This is a genomic window from Aeromonas oralensis (assembly GCF_049665575.1).
In the GTDB taxonomy this organism is placed as follows: domain Bacteria; phylum Pseudomonadota; class Gammaproteobacteria; order Enterobacterales; family Aeromonadaceae; genus Aeromonas; species Aeromonas hydrophila.
Genome location: NZ_CP187186.1, coordinates 3,429,884 through 3,454,425, shown reverse-complemented (window position 1 = coordinate 3,454,425; position 24,542 = coordinate 3,429,884). Strand labels below are relative to the sequence as shown.

The window sequence follows — 24,542 nt, the reverse complement described above, 5'->3', positions numbered from 1 at the left end:
TTAACGTTCCTTCTCTGTCATGACGGAAATGGCGTGCCCCGAATTGCCGGCAGCAGGCGCCGCGTGGCGGGCATAGCGCTCTATGATGGGTTTTTGCTTGGCCAGCGCCCGGTCGACCAGGCCGGGCAGCAGGCTGTTGAGCCGCACGAACAGCTTCTCCGGCCAGCCGAGCCAGCTGCGGCGGGTTTCGTTGCACAGGGCGATGACGGCCTCTTCGGCCACGTCCTGCGGGCTGTCGGTATGGGTGCCGAGTTCGGCATTCATCTCGTAGGCCGCCTCCGAGTTGAGGCGGGTTCGGGTGGCGCGGGGGGCAAAGTGCAGCACCTGGATGCCGGTTCCCTCCAGCTCGCGGCCGAGCGCCTCGCTGAAGCCGCGCAGGGCGAACTTGCTGGCGCAGTAGACGCTGTAGCCGGCGTAGCCGATGGCACCGAAGCTGGAGCCGACGTTCATGATCACCGCCGGTTTGCGCAGGCGGGGCAGCAGCATGCGGGTGAGCTGGATCGGTGCCTCGACATTGAGCAGCAACTGGCGCTCCACCTGCTCGCTGCTTTGATCCTCCAGCCAGGCAAACTGGTTGCAGCCGGCGTTGTTGATCAGCACGTCCAGCCCTTCGTCCAGCGCCGGGTGCTGCAGCAGTTTGGCCCGCTCCTGGGGCGAGCCCAGATCGGCGATCACCATCTGGTGGCGCTCCGGGTGCGGCAGCTCCTTGCGAAGCCTCTCCAGCGCACTGGCCCTGCGTCCGTGCAGCAACAGGCGCGCCCCCTGAGCTGCCAGCTCCTGGGCCAGCGCTTCGCCGATCCCGCCGCTGGCGCCCGTGAGCAGCACGAGTTTTCCTTCAAGCTTCATGATGTCTGGTTTTCCGTCAGTTGATAGAGCATGTCGGCGTAGAGGCGGTAGACCACCTTGGCCGAGTGAATGATGGCCGCCTGATCGGCCGGGCTTTCCACCCGGTTCATCAGAGACTCGAAAAACTTGAGGTGCTCCTGATCCAGTGCGCCGTGGGAGCTCAGATAGCTCATGGCCTGGGGGGCAGGCCGAGACCCGCCTTGAGCTGATCGGCCACGGTCAGGGCGATGGCGACGCTGGTGCCTTCCAACACCTGTACCATGCCGAAGAAGCCCATGGGGTTGCCGCGTTGCACCTGGTCATAGAGAAAGGCCACCATCAGCTCGATGGGCAGCCCGGGCCGGCCGTGGCGCACCGCCTCGGCATCGCCGCCGCAGGCGCGGATGTCGCTCAGGATCCACTCCTGATGGCCATACTCCTCGTCGATGTACTCGGCGATGGCGCCGCGTACCCACTCATACTCCTGGCCCAGCTTGCCGCCGGTAGCCATCAAGAGCGGCACCGTGTGGCGCACGTGGTAGTAAGCCTCTGCGAGGAAGCGCAGGTAGATGTCGCGGGAGATCTCCCCCTTGCGGCACGCCTCTATGATGGGGGCGTTGAACAGATGCTCCCGGGCCGGGGCGGTGGCTTGTTGCAGCACTTGATAGAAGCTCATGAGGTCTCTCCTGTAAGGCATTGGCTGATCTGCCGGGAAAAGTGGTGATAAATCCGTTCGCGACGGGGGCGGCCGTTGGCGGTCAGCAGCTCCGGATGCTGATCCAGCGCCACCGGCAGCCAGTGATGGATGCGGGCATAGTCGGGCAGGCGGTGATTGAGCTGCTCGATCTGCTGGGCCAGCTGGGCGTCGGCGCCGGGCAGTGGCTGGATCAGGGCGACGTTGGCTGGCTGGCCGTCGCCGAAGATCACGATGCGGGCGATGGCCGGGCAGAGCTGGGCTTCCGCCTCGACCCACTCGGGGGAGAAGTTGCGGCCAAAGGCGGTGATCTGGACGTTCTTCTTGCGCCCGGTAATGTGCAGATACCCCTCATCATCCAGGTGGCCAAGATCGCCGGTGGCGACCAGTACTGGCGTCGGCTCGTCGCTGCCCAGATAGCCGAGCATGGCGGCGCCCTCCACCAGGATCTCGCCATCGGCGGCGATCGATACCCGGCAGTGGGGCAGTGGCTGGCCGACGCTGCCCAGGCTGTGGCCGTCGGGGCCGTTGAGGGCCACGACGGAGCCGCACTCCGACAGGCCATACCCCTCGTAGACCGGCAGCCCCAGCTTGCGGGCCCGGCTGATGAGCTCGGGCGAGACCTTGCCGCCGCCCACCGCGACGAAGCGCAGGCCGGTCAGCTGCTCGGCCAGCGCCGGGTTGGCGTTGCACAGGGCCAGCAGCAGGCGCAGCAGCTCGGGCACCAGCACCAGACTGTGGGTGGGCCAGCGCAGCAGGGCCTGGGCTAGGGTAGCAGGGTCCAGCTTGCTGGAGCCGGCAAAGCCGAGCTCTGCCAGTGAAGGGATGCGGCTGCAGGCGCCGGTTAGCAGCGGCACGTAGAGGCCGGTCAGGTTTTCCAGCAGGGTGGTGAGCGGCAGCAGGGTCAGGTGTTTCTCGACGTTGGCCGGGGCGACCCGATCGGCCAGCGAGGCGCAGACCGCCATCATCTGGGCCAGTGACAGGCAGACACCTTTGGGCTGCCCTGTGGTGCCGGAGGTATAGGTGATCTTGGCGGTGCCGGCCGGCAGAGGCGGCAGCCGGGCAGGGGTACGGCGCCACAACGGCAGTTCACCGACCGCCAGTTGCAGCGGATCGCTTGTCTGCCAGCCGGGATGGTGGGGGCCGATCAGGGCGTCGGCACCGCTGCTCTCCAGCAGCCACTCCTGCTGATCCAGGCTGAAGAAGTGGGGGATCGGGATTACCACGACGCCGGCCATGGTGCAGGCGAGATCGATGAGTGCCCAGGGCAGACCGTTGTCCAGCTGCAGCGCCAGCCGGCGGATCCCGGCCATCTGCAGGCGGTCGGCCAGTGGTGGCAACTGCTGCCACAGCGCCTCGTAGCTGAGTCTGTGCTGGCTGCTGGCAAGAGCCGGGCTGTGGGGCGTCTGGCGGGCGAAGTAGGCGATTTGGTCAAACAGCATCATAAGGCGCTCCGGTGCGGGCAGTTGAACAGGGAGGGCATGGGCGCCAGCAGCGAGAGCAACAGGCTGCCCTGCGCCAATGCCTGCCGTCCGATGCCGAGATCGCCGACCATCACCTTGGGCTGGCAGTGGTAATAGGCGCCCCAGGCGCTGGCGTCGTCACCCACCCTGTCGGCCTGGGCGGGGGCCAGCTCGACCGGGGTGAGGTGCAGGCGGTGGAAGCTGTTGCGCAGTTTGGCGGTGCCGGTGAACACCACGTAATCGAGGTCGTTGTCACACAGCAGGCGGCAGAGCGCCGCAAACATCAGGCGGGCGTTGCCGGGCTCGCTGCAGGCGAGGTTGCCCACTTCGACGATGCGATCACGCCGGGCGGGGGCGCCGAGCCGGGTTTCGATGGCAGCCTCGATGGGTTGTTCCAGATACTGCTCCAGATAGAGGCGCTCGCTGCTGGCCAGCTTGAGACCGCAGGCGCCGACCAGCAGACCGTCGGCCCGGTAGAGGCCGAGCAGGCAGGGCAGAAAATGGGGAATGCGGGCGTTGAATTCCTGGCTGTAGGCGGCCTGGATGTAGCCCTGCAGAGCCATGACATGCTGCGGGGTGTCGGCCAGCGTCAGCCGATAGGGGGCTTGAATGTCTGTGGTCATGGATGGCTCCTTCTTGTCGATTGTCATCAGACTAAAGGGGCAAACTTAAGAAACCCTTAAGAGGTAAAAAATCTGTTTCACACAGAGGCAACTGGCTGAAAAAATAGATAATGCTGCGACCGCGATTGCGGGGTGGCCGGACAAAAACCTTGTCAGCCGCCAGGCGGGCAGGCAAGCTGCGGCCACTTTTGACCGCCCCGCTTTCGAGAGGAGATGCCATGACCCCCTTATCCTGCCCGCTCTGCTGCGTCGCCGATGCCTATGAGCTGCCGGTGGCCGGCAAGCTGTACCATCGCTGCCGGGCCTGCGAGCTGGTCTGGCTGGATGCGGCCGAGCACCTGGATCCCGCGCGCGAGAAGGCGGTCTATGACGGCCACGACAACCAGGTGGATGACCCCCGCTATCGCCAGTTTCTGCAGCGGGCCTTTGGTGAGGTGCAGCGCCGTTTGCCTCCGCCGGCCAGCGGCCTCGATTTTGGCTGCGGCCCGGGTCCGGCGCTCATCGCCATGGGCCGCGAGGCGGGCTACCAGATGGCGGGCTATGACAAGTTCTATGCCGATGAGCCCGAGCTGCTGGCGCAGCAGTATGACTTCATCACCAGCACCGAGGTGATCGAGCACATCGCCACCCCGCGCGCCGTGCTGGAGAGGCTGTGGGGCTGCCTCAAGCCCGGCGGCCTGCTGGTGCTGCAGACCCAGCGGGTGCTGGAGGATGAGCGCTTCCGGCAGTGGCGCTATCGCCACGATCCGACCCACATCGTCTTCTTTGCCGAGGCCTCCTTTCGCGCTCTGGCGGCCCGCTGGCAGGCGCAGGTCGAGTTTCCTCACGCGGATGTGGCGGTCATCACCAAACCCTGAGAACCTGCTCATGTTCTTACTGTGAGGTCGTGATCAAGGCTCATGTGCTGCTCGGAATCCTCATGTATTTATATACACTCTGGTTCCTGCACTGCTCTTTACCTTGCTGACGACCTCTCGTCACAGATCGTGAACAGGTTCTGAGCCGGGCATTTCCATTTGACGGCGGCTTGGGCATGCTGATGGCCTGATTGGCGGGGTCCGCTTGCCTGTTTCTCTGCATTGACTCCCAGGCGCCGCAAGCCGCCCATATCCTGATACCAAGGAGTGGTTCTTCATGTCGATTCCCCATCTTTCACTACAGGATGCCCGTCATTTGCAACTGGCGGCGCAGGGGTTGCTGGTGCCGCGCCGCAGCAAGGCGACCCCGGCCGATCTGCTGGCAACCATCCGCCGCATGGCGCTGCTGCAGATCGATACCATCTCGGTAGTGGCGCGCAGCCCCTATCTGGTGCTCTTTAGCCGTCTCGGCCACTATGATCCGCGCTGGCTCGAGCAACTGCTGGCCGATGGCGAGATCTTCGAATATTGGGCGCACGAGGCCTGTTTCGTTCCCCGCGAGGATTACCGCCTGCTGCGCCATCGCATGCTGGATCCCGCCGCCATGGGCTGGAAGTTTTCGGCCAACTGGCTTGCCACCCATCAGCAGGAGATTGGCGAGATCATCGAGCGCATTCGCCAACACGGCCCGGTGCGGGCGGCGGATTTTGAACGCAAGGGGGGAAAGGGTAATGGCTGGTGGGACTGGAAGCCGGAGAAGCGCCATCTGGAGGTGCTATTTACCGCAGGCCAGCTGATGGTGCGCGAGCGGCGCAATTTCCAGCGGGTTTACGATCTGGCCGAGCGGGTGATGCCCGAGTGGCGCGACGAGCGGGATCTGCCGAGCCCGGAACAGGCGCAAAGGGACATGGTGCGAGCCAGTTGCCAGGCGCTGGGGCTGGTCAAGACCGGCTGGGTGGCCGACTACTATCGGTTGCGGCGCGGCAAGTACGATGCCCTGCTTCATCAGCTGGCGGACGAGGGAGAGCTTTTGCCGGTGCGGGTGGAGGGGTGGCAGTACGGCGCCTTCGTGCACGCTTCGCTGGCTGACGAACTGGCCCAGGCCCAGTCCGGCACTCTCAAGGCCAGCCACACCACGGCGCTGTCGCCGTTTGACCCGCTGGTCTGGGATCGCAAACGGGCCAGCGAGCTGTTCCAGTTCGACTATCGCATCGAGTGCTACACCCCGGCGCCCAAGCGCCAGTACGGCTACTTCGTGCTGCCGCTGCTGCATCGCGGCAAGCTGGTGGGCAGGATGGATGCCAAGGCCCATCGCCAGCAGGGGATCTTCGAGATAAAGAGCCTCTATCTGGAGGCGGGGGTCAGGGTGACCCGGACCCTGGCGCAGGATCTGGCCAAAGCGCTGCAGCGGCTGGCCGACTGGCATCAGACCCCGATCTTGCGCTACGGCGCCATCCCCGCGCCCCTGCTGGCCCTGTGGCAGGAGATTGCCTCCTGACGGGGGCGTTACTCCCGCCTGAACTAAGCTGCAAGGGAAGCAAAGGAGTGAGACGATGACGCGATCCATGTTGTTGCTGCTGGGATGGGGCTTAGCCGGGCTGGTGGAGGCGGCGGAGCCTGAGGTGCAGATCTGTCTGGGGGAGGGCAACGAGTGGGCTCCCTTCACCTACTGGGAGCGCAAGGATGGCGTGCCCGACACCCGCCGTCTCACCGGCTCCGCCACAACCCAGGTGCTCGATGCCCTGAAAAAGCTCGGGTTGCCCTACAAGATCCGTTATCTGCCCTGGGCGCGGGTGCAGCAGGAGCTGGCCGACTATCGCCAGAATCGCTTGTGCGAGCTGACCTGGGATGCCAGCTACAAGCCGGAGCGGGCGGAATATGCCTTCTACAGCGTGCCGCTCTACTACACCCACCTCGGATTTTTCTACCTCAAGCGGCGCTTTCCCGAGGCGCCTGATCTGCAGACGGTCAATCGCTCCCGTGTGTGCGGGGTGATCGGCTACAACTATGCCCCTTACGGACTGGTTCTGGAGCCGCGCCGGGTCAAGCAGCTGCAGCAGGCGCTGGACATGCTGGGGCGCGATCGCTGCGACTTCTTGCCCAGCGAGATTGAGCCGCTGATGAGCGGCATCGGCCTTGGCATCTACCAGAGCGAGAGCGGTCTGCTCAACCTGGCCCTACCCAGCCGCAAGGGCTTCTATCTGCTGGTGAGCAAGGGGTCGCCACGGGCCTATGAGCTGGTGACCCGCCTCAACCAGGTGTTCATCGAGTTTCAGGACAGCGGTTACAGCGACGAGGTGATGCGCCGCTTTTTGCCACCGACAGAGTGACCAGCATCAACAACCGGGCCTGGCGCCCGGTTTTTTATGGCGGTGACGGGGGCCTGGCGGCTCTTCGGCAGGTTCTGCGCTCCCCCCGTTGCCCTAGCGCAGCTTCCTTGCCGAGGGGGCTTTACCCCCGCACCAGGCCGGGCAGGATCAGGGCTACGGCGGCGGCGATGCGCGCGCGGATGTCGCTGCCCGGCGCCAGCAAGCCGAGCGCCATCTGGCGCAGCGGCTCCGCCATGGTCATCGCCAGCAACAGATCGCTGGTTTGAGCGGTGTCCAGCTCGCGCAGCCAGCCCAGTTGCTGCTGGCGCTGTAGCCACGCCGCCAGCGTCGCCCTGCCGCGGGCAATGCCGTTCTCCTGATAGGCCGCCAGCAGGGCATCGCGCCCCGCGAACTCATGCTGCAGCAGCCGGAACATGCCCACCGCCTGCGCGCTTAACACCTGGCTGGCAATGGCTTGCAAGCCCTGCTCCAACATCTCCCCCAGCGCGCCTGGGTGAGCAGCATCCTGCTCGAAGGCCGGTTGAAAGGCATCGGTCCAACTGCGCACCGCCTGCGCCACCAGCTCGTCACGATTGGCGGCAAAGCGGTAGAGGGTCTTCTTGGCAACCCCCGCCTGTTTGGCCACCGCATCCACGGTCGCGGCGCCGTAACCACCCTTGAGCAACAAGGTCAGCGTCGCCTCGGCGAGGGCGGAGCGAAGGTCGGCTTCCGGGGTGACCGGACGGCCTCGTGAGCGTGTTTCTTCATCGTTCTGGTGCGACATGATGGGCTCCTAGAAAGCATTGACAGACCCAGCATACAGGCATAGCTTAAATTAGGGAACGAATTTCGTTTCGTAATTTATTGGAGTCTCATCATGGATACTTCCCCGTTGTTTGCCCCCTGGGGCGTCAATGACATCAATGAGTTGCTCAGGCCGCAGCCGCTACGCCTGGAAATGGGCCTGACCCGCAGCTCCGACGGCCTGCTGACGGTCGCCATCCGCACCGATCTGCACGGCTGCAAGGGGCGCATGCTGGATTGGTGGTTCACCTTCTTCGAAACGACCCAGCACATCCGGTGGTGGCACCCGCACGACCACGTCGAGCACCGGGGCTGGGATCATCACTGGAAAAAGGGGAGCGCTATGTGGGGGCCAGCATAGCGGCGGTGGAGTGGCTTGCCGAGCTGCCGCCAGTGGCAGCCCGCCTCAAGTTCCATGGCGCCGAAGAGGTGTTTGCGTCGCAGCCGCTGCAGGAGGCGCGGGAGACGCAGGCTCTCTCTGCCGCCATCTGCGCCCGCATCGGCTTTGGCGACGAGGTAGCTCTGGATGACAACGGTGCGCCGCTGGATGGCGAGATGCTGCACCTGGCGCGTGATACCTCTTATGGTTGTGTGCTGCGTAGCCGCTTCCTGCTGGGCAAAACCTGCGCCAACCCGTTTGACGAGGTGCCGGACGAGATAGGCTTCAACCTGATGCGCCACTGCTACAGCGAGTTCAGCTATCTGGCGCAGTTTCTGCCGTCGCTCTACTACGCGGAAAATGGTCGTGAACCGGCGCCGACGCTCTGGTGACGGGGCTGATAGTTGGCATTGAACGTTGCTGGGAGCAGGGAGCATGCCGGCTATCGGGCTGTGGCGTGAGCCGCCGAGGGGCCATAAAAAAACCGGGCACTTGGCCCGGTTTGTCATTGCGTCAGGATGCGCTTACTGGAATACCAGTACCATCAGCAGACCCAGAGTGATGGCGGACACCAGGAAGGCGAAGCCATAGAACACATAGTGGTGCAGCTTGGTGGTGTGGATCCCCAGATCATGCAGACCGTGGTAGATGCGGTGCATGCCGTGCCAGATGGGCAGGGCGATGATGACCAGCAGGATGCAGGCACCCCACCAGGAGCTGGCGAACTCGAGTGCGCGTTCGTAGCTCATGGTCTCCACGTCCATGATGCCCATGGGCACCAGCAGACCGGTGATGAGGACAATGACCGGCAGCAGCATGGCAACCACCATGCCGCCGGCACCAAACAGTCCCCAGTAAATGGGTTCGTCAGAACGTCTCATGGTTTTCTCCTCAGGCCACGATGATCAGGACAAGCAGGGATACCACCGCCAGCGCCACATACTGGGCGATGACGATCGGCTTCTCCGGTACCAGGTCTTCGCCACGGAAGATGCGCATGGCTTTCGGGGCCAGTGCGAACCAGGTCTTGGCGTGGAACAGGCAGGCTGCCAGGGCGATGACATGGAACAGGATGGCGATCGGGCTTTGCAGGGATTCCAGCCAGCCGTTGAACGCCTCCTGACCCTGTACCAGGCGCAACAGACCCCACATCAGCACGACGGCGTAGATGGAGACAAAGATGCTGGTGCCTTCGCGGATCATGTAACCGGTGTAGAAGGCATTCTTCAGCCACCAGTCTTTCTTCATTTCGCGGACGTAAGGCTTACGTTTGCTATTGGTGTTGTTCATGGTCTCATTCCTGATCTCAATCTGGCTTGAACATGGCGATCATGTAGTCCTTGGCGCTCTCGACCTTGCCAAGCTGGATGGCCGCCGCCGGATCCACGCCTTTCGGGCACACTTCGGAGCAGTAGCCCACGAAGGTACAACCCCAGACGCCCTCGTCCTGGCTGATGATCTTCATCCGCTCTCTGGACGCGCTGTCGCGGTTGTCGGCGTTGTAGCGATAGGCCAGCGCCAGTGCTGCCGGACCGGTGAACTTCTTGTTGATGCCATATTGCGGGCAGGCCGCATAGCACAGACCGCAGTTGATGCACATGGAGAACTGGTGATACTTCGCCATGTCAGCCGGGGTCTGGGTGTACTCGCCGTCGCACAGGCTGCGCGGCTCGGACGGGATGATGTACGGCTTGATGCTCTCCAGCTTCTCGATGAAGTCGGACATATCGACCACCAGATCGCGCTCGATCGGGAAGTTGTTGAGCGGCTCTATGGTCATCTTGCCCGGCAGGTAGTCGCGCAGGAAGGTCTTGCAACCCAGCTTGGGAATACCGTTGACCATCATGCCGCAGGAGCCGCAGATCGCCATCCGGCAGGACCAGCGGAAGCTCAGGGTAGAGTCCAGATGATCCTTGATGTATTGCAGCGCATCCAGCAGGGACATCTCTTTGAGGTAGGGCACCTGGAAGGTCTGCATCCAGGGCTCGTTATCCTGCTCGGGACGGTAGCGCAGGATTTCAATTTCGATCATCTCAGCCATTCTTCTTAGCCTCGTCTTGTTTCTCACCCTCGGAACCGTATACGCGTTTCGCCGGTTGGGATTTAGTGATCTTCACATCGGAGTAATCGATGGTCGGGGCCCCTTCACCGTTGTAGAAGGAGAGAGTGTGCTTGAGGAAGTTCACGTCATCACGCTCTTCGTAACCGTCCAGACGCTGGTGGGAACCGCGGGACTCTTTCCGGTTGAGGGCGGAGTGCGCCATGGCTTCGGCCACGTCCAGCATGTAGCCCAGTTCGATGGCGTACAGCAGGTCGGTGTTGAAAACCGAGGACTTGTCGTTGATCTTGATCTTCTTGTAACGGGCTTTCAGCTCGTTGATCTTGTCGATGGTGCCCTGCATCAGCTCTTCGGTACGGTAGATACCGACCCCGGCTTCCATGGACATGCCCAACTCGTTGCGGATATCGGCCGGGTTTTCGGTGCCGTCGATATCGAGCAGGGAGAGGTGCTGCTTGATCAGCGCCTCGGCCTTGGCGGCCAGCGCCTGGGTGTTGCCGTGTTGCTGGGTCTTGGCAAACTCACCGGCGTGCTCACCGGCTACCTTGCCGAATACCACGATCTCGGACAGGGAGTTGGAACCCAGACGGTTGGCGCCGTGCAGACCGACGGAGGCACACTCGCCCAGGGCGTACAGACCCGGCATGCGGGTGGCGCACTGACCGTTGGTCTCGATGCCGCCCATGGTGTAGTGGGCAGTCGGACGGACCGGGATCGGCTCTTTCACCGGATCCACACCCACGTAGGCCTTGGCCAGTTCGCAGATGAACGGCAGACGCTCTTTCAGGTACTTCTCGCCGAGGTGGCGCAGGTCGAGGTGAACCACATCGCCCATCGGGCCCTGGATCACGCGGCCTTTTTGCTGCTCCTGCCAGAAGGCCTGGGAGAGACGGTCGCGCGGACCCAGCTCCATGTGCTTGTTCTTCGGCTGGCCGACCGGAGTTTCCGGACCCAGACCGTAGTCTTGCAGGTAGCGGTAGCCATCCTTGTTGAGCAGGATGCCGCCTTCACCACGACAACCTTCGGTCATCAGGATGCCGGTACCCGGCAGACCGGTCGGGTGGTACTGCACGAATTCCATGTCGCGCAGCGGCACGCCGTGGCGGTAGGCCAGCGCCATGCCGTCACCGGTGACGATGCCGCCGTTGGTGTTGTAGCGGTAGACACGGCCGGCGCCACCGGTGGCCAGAATGACGGATTTGGCCTGGATGAAGCGGGTGATGCCGTTCTGGATGTCGAAGGTCAGAACGCCCTGGACGCGGCCATCTTCCACGATCAGATCCATGCAGAAGTGCTCGTCAAAGCGCTTGATGGTGGGGTACTTGATGGAGGTCTGGAACAGGGTGTGCAGAATGTGGAAACCGGATTTGTCTGCCGCGAACCAGGTGCGTGGGATCTTCATCCCGCCGAAACGACGCACGTTGGCCTTGCCGTCCGGCTTGCGGCTCCAGGGGCAACCCCAGTGCTCCAGCTGGATCATCTCGTTGGTGGCATTGTTGACGAAGTAGTCGACCACGTCCTGCTCACACAACCAGTCACCACCGGATACGGTGTCGTTGAAGTGGTTTTCGAGGGAGTCATCATCACGGACGACACCGGCGGCACCGCCTTCTGCGGCCACGGTGTGGCTGCGCATCGGGTAGACCTTGGAGATCAGGGCGATCTCCAGCTCCGGGTGGGCTTCTGCTATGGCGATTGCGGCACGCAGGCCACCGCCACCAGCACCGATGATGGCGACATCGGTCTTGATAATATCCACATCTGCCTCCTTAGGGATAGATTTGCTGGGCACGATTTTGCTCTATGAAAAAAATTCAGGCTTGATGCAAGTCAAACTGGTTTGTTTTAGTGCTTGGCAATGGTGACTTTTATCAAAATCACCCCATTCCTTGGATGAAAACGCCGTAATTATCGCCATCCTTCAGTTATCGGTATCAGCCGCAGTCATTGCTATGGTTATTTTAAGCTCAGGATTATACGTAGTTTTCTTTCAAAAAAATGAGAAACACCTCTCTTTTTAGGTATTACCCATAAAGTTTTTAAGTTTTTTATCAAAAATATTTAATAAGAATTATTCACGGATAGAACAATACTGTGATTGAGTTCAAAAAACTAATCCGAATGTCAGCCTTGATGCGTTGCTTTATTATGAGATAGCGCTTCGTATGGGGATTTTCATCCCCATAGTCCCGATGGTTGATGTGGTAATAACTATTGAAACAAAAGCATTTTTCTATAAAAAAAGGGGCCTGTGTGGCCCCTTTGATTTCGGTTGATCAGATCCGGAACATGCCGACCTGATTGCTCAGTTCACCTGAAATATTTTTAAGTTGTTCAGACAGATGGCGCGAACTGTCGGCATCGACCGCCAGCTCGTCCGAGACATCCTTGACCGCCTGGATGTTGCGGCTGACCTCGTCGGTCACCGCCCGTTGCTCCTCGGCGGCGCTGGAGATCTGGGTGGCCATGTCGGAGATTTGGTTGATGGAGGCGGTGATCTGCTCCAGTGCCTGGGTGGCATCGTTGGCATCTTCCACGCTGTTCTGGGCCAGCAACTGACCCTCGTGCATGGTGCTGACGGCGCCCTGGGTGTTGCGCTGCAGGGTTTCGATCATGCTGCGGATCTCGACGGTGGAGCTGTGGGTACGCTGGGACAGCACCCGCACTTCGTCGGCCACCACCGCAAAGCCGCGACCCTGTTCACCGGCCCGTGCCGCTTCAATGGCGGCGTTCAGCGCCAGCAGGTTGGTCTGCTCGGCGATGCCCTGAATGGTGGAGAGGATGGTGTTGATCTCCTGGGCGTTCTTTTCCAGTTCCTGAATGATGCCGGAGGCCTGCTTGACCTGGGTAGCCAGATCCGTGATGGAGCGCTGGTTGCGGGCGATCACCTGCTTGCCATGCTCGCAGCTGCTGGAAGAGCTGCGGGCCGCATCGGCGGTCTGCTCGGCGTTGCTCGCCACTTCCACCGCAGTGGCGGACATCTCGTGTACCGCGGTAGCGATCTGGGAGATCTCGTTTTGTTGGCGAGCCAGACCCTGGCTCGATTTTTCCGCCATGTTGTGGGACGACTTGGCTTGCTGGTTCAGTTGGCCGGAGGAGTTGGAGATGTCCTGCACCATCACGTGGATCCGGTCGATGAAGGTGTTGACGTGCTTGGCGACAATGCCTACTTCGTCTTCACGCTCGATCTTGACGCGGCGGGTCAGATCGCCGTTGCCGCGGGAGAGATCGGCAATCGCCTCGCCCAGGGTTTTCAGCGGGGCCAGCGAACCGTTGATGGCGACATAAGAGAAGCCGGCGACGATGAGAATGGTGAGCAGGCCTTGCAGCAGGGCGGAGGTCACCATGCGTGAGACGGACTGGTAGGCGACTGCTTCATCCACCACGATGCCGAAATACCAGTTGGTGTTGGGGATCTCGGTCAGGTCGAACACGCTGGGTTTGCCGCTGATATCCATCTCGGAGATGGTGTTGTCATGGGCCAGCTCGTTGACCTTGGCGGCAGTCAGCTCGGGGGAGATGGCGGTCGCCTGTTTGAGGGCCAGTTCCTTGTCCGGGTGGGCAATGATGGTGCCGTTGCTGTCCACCAGGATGGCGTAGGTCCCTTCCGAGTTGATGGCCAGCACATCGCGTACCAGGGCGTCGATGGAGACGTCACCGGCGATGACACCCTGGGTATTGCCCCGGGTGAAAGGCTCGGCGATGGTGATGATCAGCTGGCCGGTGGTGATGTCGGCGTAGGGCGCCGTGATGGCGAGCTTGCCGGCGGCCATGGCGTCCTTGTACCAGGGGCGCTGACGAGGGTCATAGCCGGCCGGCAGGTCGGTCGGCTTGCTCTGGATCATCTTGCCATCCTTGGTGCCGACGTAGACCAGGTCAAAGTTGCCGGCATTCATGGATTGGGCCAGATGGCTGATGGGCTCGTCTTCCTTGGCGAAGGCCTCCTTGGTGGAAGTAACCATGCTGATGCGGGCGTCCAGCCAGCGGGAGATGCCTTTCACATTGGCAGCCGAGCTGTCGTCGATGAAGCTCCAGATCAGGCGTTGGGTTTCGCTTCTCAGCTGGGTGGTGTTGTACCAGACCTGCAGGCCGGTGATGACCAGGATAATGACCCCGATGGCGAGGACAAGCTTGTTCTTGATGGATAAGTTCATGTTTACATCCTTGTGAGCGTCAGTCTGCGATGTGTGGTCTTATTGTTATGGGCCAACACTGTATCGGCCAAAGTAGAACTTTTTGTATCCCGGTGTGCCTTTAAATTTATAGCTTAAATCAGCGGTTATCGAACTCCCCCTGACACAATGAGTCCGTTTTTGGTCGACGGCAGGAAGCGGTCCGGCCGGTTGGTAAAGATGCCATCAACGCCGATGGCAGCCAGCATCGCCTGATCGGCGGGCTCATCGACCGTATAGACCAGCACCTTGAGCCCGCTCTTGTGGGCATCCTGCACCAGAGCCTGATCGACAAAATCCACGTCGCAGTTGAGCGACCAGGCCCCCAGCTCGGCTGCAAATTTGGCCAAGGTGAGGGGAATTGTGGAAGTCAGTGCCCCCAGCCGGATGTCGGGGCGCAGGGCGGCAAAGCGGGCTAGCTCCGGGTGGTGGAAGGAGGAGACGACCCACTGCGTGGGCCCGAAGCCAAGCTCGGCCTCGGCGCGCCGGGTCAGTCGGGCCACCTCGTCAGCTGTTTGTGATCCTTTCAGCTCGATATGCAGCTCGGCCTGGCCGGCAATCACCTCCATCACCTGCCACAGTGTCGGGATCCCTTCCCCCTCACCGGCATCCAGACTCGCCAGGTAGGCGCGCGACTGGGCCGTCAATACGCCGCTGCCGTCGGTACAGCGCTCCAGCCTCCGGTCGTGGAACACCCACAACTCGCCGTCGGCCAGCTGCACGTCGATCTCGATGGCCCCGGCGCCCAGCGCCAGTGCCAGCCGGATGGCCTTGAGGGTATTTTCCGGTGCCAGCCCGCTGGCGCCGCGATGGGCAATGATCTGCATGATGTACTCCTGTGGTGCCTGCTCAGGCCCGGCTCAGACGAATGTCGATCTGCTGGTGCGGCAGCCCCAGCCCCTGTTGCTGCAATTTTTCCAGCACCAGCGAGTGGACCTCGTGGGTGATGGGCATACGGTGATCCATGCTGTTCACGTAGAGCCGGATCTCGTAGATCAGCGCCGAGTCGGTGAATTCGATCAGGAACACCTCGGGGGAGGGGGTCTCCAGCACCAGGGTGGAGGCCCGGATCGACTCTTCCAGAATGGTCTGTATCTTTCTGGGCTCTTGGGTCAGGCCGATGCGGATGCGCAGCCGTACCCGAGTGATGGCGTCTGACAGCGACCAGTTGATGAACTGTTCGGTGATGAAAGCCTTGTTGGGGACGATGATCTCCTTCCTGTCCCAGTCCACTATGGTGGTGGCGCGAGTCTTGATCTTGGTGACGGTGCCGGTCAGCTCGCGAATGGTAACTGTGTCGCCGAGCCGGATCGGTTTCTCGAACAGTATGATGAGGCCCGACACGAAGTTGGCGAAGATCTCCTGCAGCCCGAAACCCAGACCCAGGGAGAGGGCCGCCACCATCCACTGCGCCTTGGACCAGTCAATGCCGAGGATGGAGAAGCCGGTCAGCGCCCCCACTACCAGCACTATGTACTTGGTCACCGTGGTGATAGCAAAGCCGGTGCCGGGGGAGAGGCTCAGGTGCTGGAGCAGGGTCAGCTCCATCAGGCCCGGCAGGTTGCGGGCGGTGACCACGGTCAGGATGAAGGTAAACACCGTCAGCATCAGATCCTGCAAGGTGATGGCGGAGAGCTGTTCAATGCCGCCAATCTTGCTGCTCACCTGCCACACCTCGATGCTGCGCAGGAAGCTGAACGCCGAGTTGAGTTCGGACCACTGCACCACCACCAGCATGGTGAAGCCCAGCATCAGCAAGGTGCGCACCAGCCCGAGCGACTGGGCGCTGATGGTATCCAGATCCAGCTCTGTGTCTTCCACCACGTCCGGGATCTCGGAGCTGAGTTCGTCATGCCCCTCTTCCCGGCCGCGCTGGGCCAGGATCTCGGCCCGCTTGCTCTTGGCCCGCTCGAAGGCGAGGCGGCGACGCTGGATCAGCATCCAGCGGTGCGCCAGGTAGTAGACGAGCAGGCAGCCCAGCCCCATCAGCAGGCTCAGCTCCAGCTGGCGCAGCAGGATGCGGGAGGTATAGAAGTAGCCGAGCAGGGAGCCGATCACCGCCAGCAATGGGGCCAGCATCAGGCTGTTCCAGATGAAGTGGTGCAGCAGGTGCGGCTTGGTCATGTCGGCCTGGCCCCAGGTGAGCGGCAGCCGCTCCCGGTTGAGGCGGGCGAAGAACAGCAGCAGCCAGAGGGCGCCGACGATGAAGGCCAGTCGGCCGAGGGAGTCGTAGAAGGCGTGCTCCTGATAACTGTTGGCCATGCCCTGCACGAAGAAGCTCGGGATGATCACCAGCAAGAGGGTGCGAAACTGGCTCCACACCTTCTGCACCCGCTCCTTCTGCCAGCGGAAATGGAGGATCAGGATCCCCTTCTCCAGCGTCAGGTGACGGGCCATCAAGAGCGCCAACAGCAGGAACCAGATCTCGCCGAGGCCACGGGCTACCGCCACCGCAAACGGATATTGCCAGGCGCCGTCGAGCAGGCCGCGCACCATCAGCACCATGGCGGGCAGCGGCAGGGAGGCGAGCAGGGAGCGCATCAGCAGCCGGCTGGTGAGGCTGAACTTGTCCTGGGTCACCTTGCCGATGCGGGGCGCTATGTGCTGGCTGTAGTGGGTCAGGTGGCGAGCCAGTTTGAACCAGCACCAGGCCAGCACCAGGATGCCGATGCCGGCGAAGGTGAGGGTGATAGGGTTGTTCTCGGCGATGGCCTGGGGCAGTTGCAGCCAGTTGACCGGGTTGAGGGCGAGGCCGAGGGCCGCCGGCACCCCGAGCAGCACGGCCGGGGTGAGCGGGCGCACGTCCGGCATCCAGAACAGGTGGCTGGCGCTGAGCTCGCGGATCTCGTCGATCTTGCTGTTCTGGCGGCTGTAGAGCAGCTTGAGCCGGGTCTGCTCCTGAATGAGGCTGTCGGAGGCGTCGTTGAGCCGGGTCAGCAGCTGGCGACGGGCCTTGAGCAGGTTGTCGAGCACTGCCTGCTGGGCGCGATCGAGGGCGACTTCGTCGGTGGCCAGCAGCTGATCGCGCATCTGGCGCGGGTCCTTGAGTGCGTCCTGCTCGGTCTCGTACTGGTACTTGGCCATGCGGGCGTTGACGATGGCCGACTCCAGCTTGTCGAGAGGGAAGTAGGCGGGCAGGTCGGAGAGTTTGCTGCGCAGGTTCTCGCCGTAGGCGTTGCTGATCTGCAGCCACTCCAGTTGCTCGCGCACCGAGTTGACCAGATCGTTCAGGCTCGACAGGTTCTTGTCGATCATCCGCTGCTCATCCTGCACCCGCTCTATCTGATCCTCCAGCGCGCCGAGCTGGATGGAGAGCGCCTGGTTCTGCTGTTGCTGCTCCAGCAGCAGCGGCATGTCGGAGGTGAGCTGTTTGCGCAGCCGCTCGCTCTCTGCCAGCGCCTGCTCGGTCTTGTCGCGGCGCAGCTGGTTCTGCTGGTTGAGCAGGCTGGTCTGCCACTCATCCTCGTCGGTGATGGCGAGGTTGAGCTCCTGCAGCCTGAGTTTGCCGAGATCGTTGCGCTGCTGGGCGGAGAGTTGCTCCAGCTCCAGCATCTGGATCCGGTCGGAGAGGCTCTGTTCCTTGAGGCGGGTGACCAGCTGCTGGGCATCCTGCTGGCGATCCGATTCGCTGCTGAAGCTGAGCCGGTCGAGCAGGGCGCGGGTCTGCTGCAACTGCTTGCGCAGCTCGTCGACCCGCAGGTGATACTCCTGGCCGGTGCTCTCCAGCTGGTTGAGGCTGTCCATCACCCCCTGGCGCTCCTTGCGCAGGTTGAGCTGGCGGTTGCTGCTCAGGCCGATGGCCTGGCGCAGCGCCTCCTCTTTCAGGGAGGAGAGGGTCGGGCGAGGCTGGGGCTGGTAGTTGTGCAGGCTCTCCTTGAGGCGGGCCGACTCCTTGGGATAGTCGATGAGGATCTGCTGATAGGCCTTGCCCTGCTCGCGATAACGCTGGGCTTCCCGGGCAAACTGCAGCGCCTGCTGGTAACTTTCCCGCAACTTCTGGTTTTCCGGGGTGTCCGTCTTGGGCACGCTCTGCAGCAGCTCTTCCACCTGGGTGATGGCGTCATCGGCTTGGGCAAGGGGAGCGAGGAGAGTGAGAGAGAGCAGCAGGCAGAGCAGGCGTTGCAACATGGCGCACGTTTCCGTTCAGGTGAGGTCGCCCTAGCCTAAAGCAGGGGCCGGGGCGGGTAAAGTTTTCCATATTAATGATTTGTAACATAAATAACGGGCGTTCCCGGCCCGCTTTGGCTATTATTCTGGCCGTTTTTCCCTCCGTTGAGCGTTTTATGTCCGCAGTCGATCTGGGCACGGCCCCTCTTTCCCGCCTGTTCTGGCGCTACGTCACCCCGACCGTGGCCGCCATGCTGGTCACCGGCATCTATGTCACCATAGACGGCATCTTCGTCGGCCATATTCTGGGTCAGGACGGGCTGGCCGGCATGATGCTGGCGTACCCCATCTGCGCCGTGCTCTATGCGGTGGGGGCGCTGATCGGCATGGGTTCCTCGGCGCTCGCCTCGTTTTATCTGGGCAAAGGGGAGCAGGCGAGGGCACGCCACATCGTCGGCAACGCGCTGGTGATGGTGCTCATCGCCTCTGGGCTACTCGCCTTCATCGGCATTCGTTACGGCGAGGCCATGCTGATCTGGATGGGGGCGGAGGGGGTCATCTTTGACGCCGGCTTTGCCTATCTGCAGTGGTACGCCTGGCTCGGGGTCTTTGCGGTGCTCTCCATGGCGTTTACCGCCCTGCTGCGCAATGACGGGCGACCCGGCCTCACCACCTGGATCCTGGTGGGGGGCGGCGTGCTCAACGTGCTGCTCGATTACCTGCTGATGGCGGTGATCCCCTGGGGGCTGGCGGGTGCCGCCATTGCGACCATGCTTTCCCAGGCGGTGACCGGCGGCCTCTGTCTGTGGCACTTCTTCACCCCGCGCAGCCAGCTACGCATTGGTTGGGACACCCTGCGACCCGACTGGCGGTTGATGGGGGAGACGCTGCGACTCGGGGTGTCGAGCTTTCTGATGTACCTCTATCTGTCAGTGGTGCTGGCGCTGCACAACAAGGCGCTGCTGGCGGTGGGCACCTCGCTGCACGTGGCGGCCTACGGCGTCATCAGCTACAGCGAGGCCTTCTTCTATCTCATCTTCGAGGGGATCGCCATGGGCATCCAGCCCATCGCCAGCTTCAACGCAGGGGCGGGCAACTGGGCGCGGGTGCTGCGGGTGCGCAACCTGGCGCTGGGGGTGACCCTGCTGGTGGCCTTGTGCGGCATGCTGCCGCTCTATCTGTGGCCGGAGGGGGTGGTCTATCTGTTTGCCGGGGACAACGCGGCCCTCTTGCCGGTGGCCAGCCTCGGCATCTGGCTCTACTTCTGGGGCTTGCCGATGGAAGGGCTGCTGCTGGTGGGGGCCACCTACTTCCAGGCCATCAACCGGGCCCGCATCGCCTCCCTGCTCACCGGCGGCAAATTGGTGCTGATTGGCGGTTTCCTGTGGGGCTTCTCCTCCCTGTGGGGGGTATCCGGCGTCTGGCTGGCATTGCCCACCTGCAGCACCCTGCTGGTCCTGGTGATGTGGCAGGCGATGAACAAGGAGGCGCGCCAGCATAGCGCAGCCTGACATGTGGTCAGTCGGCCATGAAAAAGGCAGCCCAGGCTGCCTTTTTCGTTTTGAGCACCCATGACAGGTCAGCGGTTCAGGGCTTGAAGGCGCCGATGAAGATGGCGGGGTCGACACGGGCGTCGTTGAGGCTGACATTCCAGTGCATGTGGGGACCGGTGGCACGGCCGGTGGCGCCGACCCGGCCGACGATGCCGCCGCGGGGCAGGCTCTGGCCCAGCTTCACGTCGACCTTCGACATGTGGCAGAACATGCTGATGAGGCCCTGACCGTGATCGACGAACACCGTATTGCCGTTGAAGAAGTAGTTGCCGATCAGGATCACCTTGCCCGCCGCCGGCGACTTGATGGGGGTACCGGCACCGACCGCGAAGTCGAGGCCGGAGTGGGGGTTGCGCTCCTCGCCGTTGAAAAAGCGGCGCAGCCCGAACGGGCTGGAGAGCGGCCCTTCCACCGGTTTGTCGAACAGCAGGTTGCTCGGCTGGGTCGGGCTGAAGGTCTGGTAGGCGCGTGTCTGTTCCGCCAGTTCGCGGTTGATGCGGGTCATGTCTTCGGCCAGCGGGTTGACCTGACGACTGTTCTTGAGCTTGATGTGCTGCTCCCGGTAGTGCTTGGTGCCGACCGAGAAGCCGAGGGTGCGGCCATCGCTCACCTGCAGCTGGTGGGGGCCGGGCTGGCTCTTGAGGGGGATGCCGACGATGGCAATCCAGCGCTTGCCCTCTTCACGCACCACCAGCACCGGCTTGCCCTGATAGCGGACGGTCGGGGCCTGCGCCTCACTGCCCAGCGCCACCACGGCGACGCCCCCCGGCACCGGGTGGTTGAGCAGACGACTGATGAAGCCCTCGGCGAGGGCGGACTGGCTGGCCAGCAGCAACAATAGGCAACAAACGACTCTCATGATGATTCCAGGCTGGGTTGACTAAAACGAAACGGTAACGAAATCAGGACGCTGGCTGGAAGCGCTGGTAGATGGCCTCCATCTGGACCGACACCTCCTGGCGTACCAGGTCCAGCTCCAGCATGTCTTGTACCACCTTGAGCTGATCCGGATTGAGGAAGCCGCGGCTGCTCTCCAGTACCCGCTGGGTATAGGCGCGCTGGTTCTCCAGATAGGTGCCGGCATCGCCGCTCTCCTGCTGGGCCAGCTGCTGGTTCGCCTCGCTCAGCAGACGCGTCAGGGATTGGCGCTGGGCCGGTGCCAGCAGCTCGCCGTGCTCCGCCAGGCGACCCTGGATCTCCAGCAGGCGGTTGGTATCGCCCGAATAGATCTCCTGTTCGAGCCGGGTACGGGTATCCTCCCCCAGTAGGTTGCTGAGGTTGCCCCAGATGCGCTGGCTCTCCTGCTCATAGGCATCGGGATGGTCAAAGCCGAGGCGATAGAGCTCGCGCAGTTGCTCCTGGACCTGGCCGCGCACGTCTTCCACTATGTCGAGCCGGTCAAAGACGGTGGTGAGCTGGCTGCCCTGTTCGGCGTCATAGAGTCGCTCGATCAGCACGGATCCTTCGCTCGACTGGCTCCACTGGCTGATGGCGGCTTCCAGCTCGGGATTGGGAGGCAGCACATCCTGGGCGGGGGTAGGCTCGCTCTGGCTTCCCTTACCGGGCAGCTTGGCCAGCAGGCTCTGCCCGGTGCTCTGGCCGCTGTTCTGGCTGGTGACCGAATCGCATTGCGACGGGCTGTTGGTGGGGCTGGCAGTGTCGGATCCCGGCTGAGGTTTGACAGGGGCGGCCTGCCACTGCCAGAGGTTGAGCAACAGGGAGGCCAGCAGAATTGGCGCCAGGTGAGATGTACGCATCTTGGATTCTCTTGAATAAGTGAATGCCCCTTGCAAAGGGGTCTCTTATGATAACCGTAACGTCTGATACAAGCAGCCATGACGTGCAAAACCGGTCTCGGCGGTGACCCGCCATTGAGTCGGTCGGCCCATGGCTCTAGAATCGGCAACCAGCCGTTTTGAACCGAGGAAATGTTATGAATGGATTGTCCCCCCTGCGCGCAGAACCTGCTCGTCACCCCATCGGGCGTGGCTGGGTCTGGGTGCGATCCGGTTTCGATGTCTTCAACAAGGGGATGGGGGTCAGTGTTGCCATGGTCCTCATCTGGTTTGCGGTCGGTCTGCTGCTGGAGCGTCTGCCGGCGGGCAGCCTCATCTCCCAGCTGCTTTACATGGTCTGGGGTGCCGGCTGGGTGGCGGTGGCCCGTCACGGTTATGAAGGTAATCCGCTGCGCTTTGCCGATTTCTTCTCCGGTTTTCGCCACAAGCTGACCCCGCTGATGCTGGGAGGCCTGCTGGTGCTGGCCCTGTTCAGCCTGATCGGCCTCATCTGCCTGGGCCTGCTCTCCATGTGGGGGCTCACCTCCCTGCTGACCCAGGATCCCGAATCTCTGGTGGTGACGGCGGCCCAGGCTCAGGGGCTGCTGCTCTGTCTGCTGCTGGGGCTGGCACTGCTGATCCCGGTGCTGATGGCCATCACCTTCGCCCCCGCCCTCATCTTTTTCCACGATGTAGGGATCCTGCAGGCGGCCAAACTGAGTTTCAAAGGCTGCCTGACCAACATGTGGCCCTTCCTCTGGTGGGGGTTGATCGCCGCCATCCTGATGCTGTTCGGCGCGGCGCTGATGCTGGTGGGTCTGCTGGTGGTGATCCCGGCGCTCAACTACTCCATCTATGTGGCCTACCGGGATATCTATCTGGACGTGACGCAGGAGACGCCTGCCGAAGCCCCGCTGACCGGCTTCGAAGCCTGACGCCAGCGGACTGGTGTGACATATGCGCGAAAGGGGCCTGCTGGCCCCTTTCGCATGTTTGCGTTGTCTCTTGTTTCCGTCACTACTCTCGCCACATGGGGTCGACGGCCATGCGTTCCACCAGAAAGTCGAGGAAGCTGCGTAACAGCGGTGACATCTGCTTGCGGGTGCCGTAGACGGCGTAGACGCCGAGTCGCTTGGGTTGCCACTGCTCCAGCAGCGGCACCAGGGTGCCGCTGTCGAGGTGAGGCTGGACCGAGTAGCGGGGCTGCAGGCTGATGCCGGCCCCCTCCAGGGTCGCCTCCAGCAGCAGGTTGGAGATGTTGGCACTGAGGTTGCCGCTCACCGGTACCGATTCGGGCCCGTCCGGTCCCTGAAATTCCCACAGGCTCTTGCCGAAATAGGTGTAGGTGAGGCAGTTGTGCAGGGCGAGATCCTGCACCTTGTGCGGGGTCGGGTGTTTGGCCAGATAGGCCGGGCTGGCACAGACCACCGAGTGACAGGTGCCGAGCCGGCGGGCCACCAAATTGGGGTCGAGGTCATTGGTGATGCGAACGGCGAGATCAATTCGCTCCTCCACCAGATTGACGGTGCGGTCCAGCAGCAGGATGTCGATGGCGGTGCCCGCATAACGCGCAAGGTAGTCGTTGGCGGCGCTCACCAGCAGGGCTTCCGAGAGTGAATAGCTGCTGGTGATGCGCAGTTGGCCCTTGGGGGCCTCGTCGCCGCGCACGGCGATCTGCTCCATCTCTTCTCCCAGTGCCAGCATGGCGCGGGCCCGGTTCAGCGCCTCTTCCCCTGGGCCGGTCAGACTGAGCCGGCGAGTGGTGCGGTGCAGCAGTCGTGCCCCCATCCACTGTTCCAGCTCCGCCAGGTAGCGCGTCACCATGGCGCGCGACATCTCCAGTTTCTCCCCGGCGCCGCTCAGGCTGCCTTGTTCGACTACGCTGACAAAGACCCGCAATGCGGTCAGTCGATCCATTTCAGGCTCTCTATATGCTCGATTAATGCAACAGTGATGCGCTTATTATGCTGTATTTGTACCGTAATTGATCCAATAAACTGTGTCCATCAAATGAACCCCCGAATACTTAATGAGGAATAGATGATGAACAACTCCCTGATCCGTAACCTGACCCTGGCCACCACCCTGTTGAGCGGTGCCGCCATGGCCGCCCCGCTCACAGTGACCGTCTACAACCCGGGCGAGAAGGCAATCTTTCCTGTCTCCTCTTCCCTGGTGACTGGCGACAAAGAAGCAATCCTGATCGATGCCCAGTTCGACGTGCAAAACGGCCAAGCGTTGGTCGACATGATCAAGAAGAGCGGCAAGAAGCTGACCACCGTCTATATCAGTGCCGGTGACCCCGACTTCTACTTCGGTCTGGAGCCCATCAAGGCAGCCTTCCCGGACGTCAAGGTACTGGCAGACCAGCATGTGGTCGACCATATCAACCAGACCAAGGACGCCAAGCTGAGCTACTGGAGCCCCATCCTTGGCAAGGGTGCACCGAAGAGCCTGACCGTGCCGCAAGTGATGACGGCCAGCCATCTGACACTGGATGGCGAGAAGATCGAGATCAAAGAGATGAACACCCCGAATGCCTACCTGTGGGCTCCGTCCATCAAGACGGCGTTTGGTGGCGTACCGGTCTACAGCGGCGTGCACGTGTGGATGGCTGACAGTCAGACCAAAGCCGCTCGCAGCAACTGGGTCAAGGCGCTGAACAATCTGCTGGCGCTGAAGCCCGAGCGTGTGGTGCCGGGTCACTTCCTAGGGACTGCGCCCAAGGGTACCGAAGCCGTGACCTTTACCCGTGACTACGTAGAGCGCTTTGAACAGGAGCTGGCCAAAGCCAAGAACTCCGGTCAGCTGATTGAAGCACTGAAGAAGGCTTACCCGTCCCTGCCGGTCGACGATGGTCTGGCCATCGGTGCCAAGGTCAACACCGGCGAGATGAAGTGGTAAACCCCTGACGCCTACTTC

At 62.4% G+C, this 24,542-nt stretch carries 20 protein-coding genes and 2 pseudogenes; 7 read left to right on the top strand and 15 right to left on the bottom strand.

Going from position 1 to position 24,542, the window contains the following annotated elements:
* The 4 genes and pseudogenes from ACPDZI_RS15935 to ACPDZI_RS15920 form a co-directional block, all read right to left on the bottom strand.
* Positions 1-846: an SDR family oxidoreductase gene (locus ACPDZI_RS15935; RefSeq protein WP_146062947.1), complete on the bottom strand. Its 846-nt coding sequence runs from the start codon at positions 844-846 to the stop codon at positions 1-3.
* Positions 843-1,501, bottom strand: a pseudogene (locus ACPDZI_RS15930) (TenA family transcriptional regulator). Before ACPDZI_RS15930 ends, ACPDZI_RS15935 begins: the two are co-directional and overlap by 4 nt.
* Complete coding sequence (locus tag ACPDZI_RS15925) at positions 1,498-2,964, bottom strand: AMP-dependent synthetase/ligase (protein WP_438833462.1); 1,467 nt, start codon at positions 2,962-2,964, stop codon at positions 1,498-1,500. Before ACPDZI_RS15925 ends, ACPDZI_RS15930 begins: the two are co-directional and overlap by 4 nt.
* Complete coding sequence (locus tag ACPDZI_RS15920) at positions 2,961-3,605, bottom strand: thermostable hemolysin (protein WP_323931787.1); 645 nt, start codon at positions 3,603-3,605, stop codon at positions 2,961-2,963. Before ACPDZI_RS15920 ends, ACPDZI_RS15925 begins: the two co-directional genes overlap by 4 nt.
* 218 nt (positions 3,606-3,823) lie before the next feature.
* On the opposite strand from ACPDZI_RS15920, the gene ACPDZI_RS15915 reads away from it, so the two are divergent.
* The 3 genes from ACPDZI_RS15915 (at position 3,824) to ACPDZI_RS15905 (ending at position 6,792) form a co-directional block, all read left to right on the top strand.
* A complete protein-coding gene (locus tag ACPDZI_RS15915; RefSeq protein ID WP_146062949.1) occupies positions 3,824-4,462 on the top strand; it encodes a class I SAM-dependent methyltransferase in 639 nt (212 codons plus the stop codon).
* Positions 4,463-4,739: 277 nt separating this feature from the next.
* Entirely contained in the window at positions 4,740-5,960 is a 1,221-nt protein-coding gene (locus ACPDZI_RS15910) for a winged helix-turn-helix domain-containing protein (RefSeq protein WP_438833461.1), read from the top strand.
* Between the two features lie 55 nt (positions 5,961-6,015).
* Positions 6,016-6,792 carry a substrate-binding periplasmic protein gene (locus ACPDZI_RS15905; protein ID WP_268013484.1) on the top strand — a complete coding sequence of 259 codons (777 nt, stop codon included), beginning with the start codon at positions 6,016-6,018 and terminating at the stop codon, positions 6,790-6,792.
* A gap of 121 nt (positions 6,793-6,913) precedes the next feature.
* Here the strand turns inward: ACPDZI_RS15905 and ACPDZI_RS15900 are convergent, their stop codons facing one another.
* The gene (locus ACPDZI_RS15900; RefSeq protein WP_438833460.1) at positions 6,914-7,555 is read right to left on the bottom strand and encodes a TetR/AcrR family transcriptional regulator; all 642 of its coding nucleotides are present in this window, start codon (positions 7,553-7,555) and stop codon (positions 6,914-6,916) included.
* A gap of 93 nt (positions 7,556-7,648) precedes the next feature.
* On the opposite strand from ACPDZI_RS15900, the pseudogene ACPDZI_RS15895 reads away from it, so the two are divergent.
* A pseudogene (locus ACPDZI_RS15895) lies at positions 7,649-8,346 on the top strand (DAPG hydrolase family protein).
* Between the two features lie 132 nt (positions 8,347-8,478).
* Here the strand turns inward: ACPDZI_RS15895 and frdD are convergent.
* From frdD to mscM, 7 genes are all read right to left on the bottom strand, one after another.
* On the bottom strand, positions 8,479-8,835 hold the full coding sequence (frdD, locus tag ACPDZI_RS15890; RefSeq protein WP_011706986.1) for a fumarate reductase subunit FrdD: 357 nt from the start codon (positions 8,833-8,835) through the stop codon (positions 8,479-8,481).
* Between the two features lie 10 nt (positions 8,836-8,845).
* On the bottom strand, positions 8,846-9,244 hold the full coding sequence (locus ACPDZI_RS15885) for a fumarate reductase subunit C (protein WP_005298336.1): 399 nt from the start codon (positions 9,242-9,244) through the stop codon (positions 8,846-8,848).
* A 16-nt stretch (positions 9,245-9,260) separates the two neighbouring features.
* Positions 9,261-9,995, bottom strand: a complete 735-nt coding sequence (locus ACPDZI_RS15880) for a succinate dehydrogenase/fumarate reductase iron-sulfur subunit (RefSeq protein ID WP_042065016.1) — start codon at positions 9,993-9,995, stop codon at positions 9,261-9,263.
* Complete coding sequence (gene frdA / locus ACPDZI_RS15875; protein ID WP_011706984.1) at positions 9,988-11,772, bottom strand: fumarate reductase (quinol) flavoprotein subunit; 1,785 nt, start codon at positions 11,770-11,772, stop codon at positions 9,988-9,990. Before frdA ends, ACPDZI_RS15880 begins: the two co-directional genes overlap by 8 nt.
* Positions 11,773-12,289: 517 nt before the next feature.
* Positions 12,290-14,167, bottom strand: a complete 1,878-nt coding sequence (locus ACPDZI_RS15870; protein WP_076360364.1) for a methyl-accepting chemotaxis protein — start codon at positions 14,165-14,167, stop codon at positions 12,290-12,292.
* 125 nt (positions 14,168-14,292) lie between these two features.
* Positions 14,293-15,012, bottom strand: a complete 720-nt coding sequence (locus ACPDZI_RS15865; RefSeq protein ID WP_168966721.1) for a glycerophosphodiester phosphodiesterase — start codon at positions 15,010-15,012, stop codon at positions 14,293-14,295.
* 22 nt (positions 15,013-15,034) lie between these two features.
* Positions 15,035-18,313 carry a miniconductance mechanosensitive channel MscM gene (gene mscM / locus ACPDZI_RS15860; RefSeq protein WP_438833459.1) on the bottom strand — a complete coding sequence of 1,093 codons (3,279 nt, stop codon included), beginning with the start codon at positions 18,311-18,313 and terminating at the stop codon, positions 15,035-15,037.
* A gap of 155 nt (positions 18,314-18,468) precedes the next feature.
* Between mscM and ACPDZI_RS15855 the strand changes: the two genes are divergently transcribed.
* Positions 18,469-19,803, top strand: a complete 1,335-nt coding sequence (locus ACPDZI_RS15855) for an MATE family efflux transporter (protein ID WP_438833457.1) — start codon at positions 18,469-18,471, stop codon at positions 19,801-19,803.
* 76 nt (positions 19,804-19,879) lie between these two features.
* Here ACPDZI_RS15855 and ACPDZI_RS15850 read toward each other — a convergent pair whose 3' ends face one another.
* On the bottom strand, positions 19,880-20,704 hold the full coding sequence (locus ACPDZI_RS15850) for a peptidoglycan DD-metalloendopeptidase family protein (protein WP_438833456.1): 825 nt from the start codon (positions 20,702-20,704) through the stop codon (positions 19,880-19,882).
* A 43-nt stretch (positions 20,705-20,747) separates the two neighbouring features.
* Positions 20,748-21,602: a hypothetical protein gene (locus ACPDZI_RS15845; RefSeq protein WP_076360360.1), complete on the bottom strand. Its 855-nt coding sequence runs from the start codon at positions 21,600-21,602 to the stop codon at positions 20,748-20,750.
* Between the two features lie 176 nt (positions 21,603-21,778).
* On the opposite strand from ACPDZI_RS15845, the gene ACPDZI_RS15840 reads away from it, so the two are divergent.
* Positions 21,779-22,555, top strand: a complete 777-nt coding sequence (locus ACPDZI_RS15840) for a BPSS1780 family membrane protein (RefSeq protein WP_016351640.1) — start codon at positions 21,779-21,781, stop codon at positions 22,553-22,555.
* Between the two features lie 82 nt (positions 22,556-22,637).
* Here the strand turns inward: ACPDZI_RS15840 and ACPDZI_RS15835 are convergent, their stop codons facing one another.
* Complete coding sequence (locus ACPDZI_RS15835; protein ID WP_438833455.1) at positions 22,638-23,537, bottom strand: LysR family transcriptional regulator; 900 nt, start codon at positions 23,535-23,537, stop codon at positions 22,638-22,640.
* 126 nt (positions 23,538-23,663) lie between these two features.
* On the opposite strand from ACPDZI_RS15835, the gene ACPDZI_RS15830 reads away from it, so the two are divergent.
* Entirely contained in the window at positions 23,664-24,524 is an 861-nt protein-coding gene (locus ACPDZI_RS15830; protein ID WP_076360550.1) for a Vmh family MBL fold metallo-hydrolase, read from the top strand.
* Positions 24,525-24,542 lie beyond the last annotated feature (18 nt).